This window comes from Photorhabdus sp. RM96S (assembly GCF_042879335.1).
Lineage (GTDB): Bacteria > Pseudomonadota > Gammaproteobacteria > Enterobacterales > Enterobacteriaceae > Photorhabdus > Photorhabdus kayaii.
Genome location: NZ_JBHFKT010000164.1, coordinates 1 through 546, shown reverse-complemented (window position 1 = coordinate 546; position 546 = coordinate 1). Strand labels below are relative to the sequence as shown.

Sequence of the window (546 nt, the reverse complement as noted above, 5' to 3'; positions counted from 1 at the left end):
GGCAATGGACGGTCTCGACGGGTTGCAGCCGAACGGTATCACGAATGCCGTGAGCGGCTATATCCGGGCCGCCGGCATCGAGAAAAAAGGTGCCTGCCACCTGTTCCGGCACGCGATGGCGACGCAGATGCTGGAGAACGGGGCGGACCTGCGCTGGATACAGGCCATGTTAGGCCATGCCAGCGTGGAATCCACCCAGGTGTATACGCAGGTCTCTATCCGGGCCTTGCAGGCGGTGCACGCCAGCACCCATCCGGCGGAGCAAATGGCCGACGAAAAAGTCCGCGACGCCGATGAGGTGGGTTTACTGGCCGACCTGTGCGCCGACGATAACGCCGACACGGACACGCCGCCGGACAGTTCAGAGCCGACCTCAACCCCCGATAGCCGCTGACCGTTCGCACGCCCCCGTTAAGCTGGGCGGGTTCGGTGTGAGGGCAGACCGTAGCCGGACTGCCCGTTAGCCTCGGCGCACGCGGGGGTAAATAGTCGTCAGGCGGCCCAACCGCTGACGTCCCCGTTGAGCCGGTCCAGGCCGCCCAACGC

1 protein-coding gene is annotated in these 546 nt (G+C 65.8%); it reads left to right on the top strand.

The window, feature by feature from the left end; genetic code table 11:
• A partial coding sequence (locus tag ACGF49_RS24770; protein WP_387493387.1) for a tyrosine-type recombinase/integrase occupies window positions 1-394 on the top strand: 394 nt, incomplete at its 5' end.
• Between the last annotated feature and the right edge of the window lie 152 nt (window positions 395-546).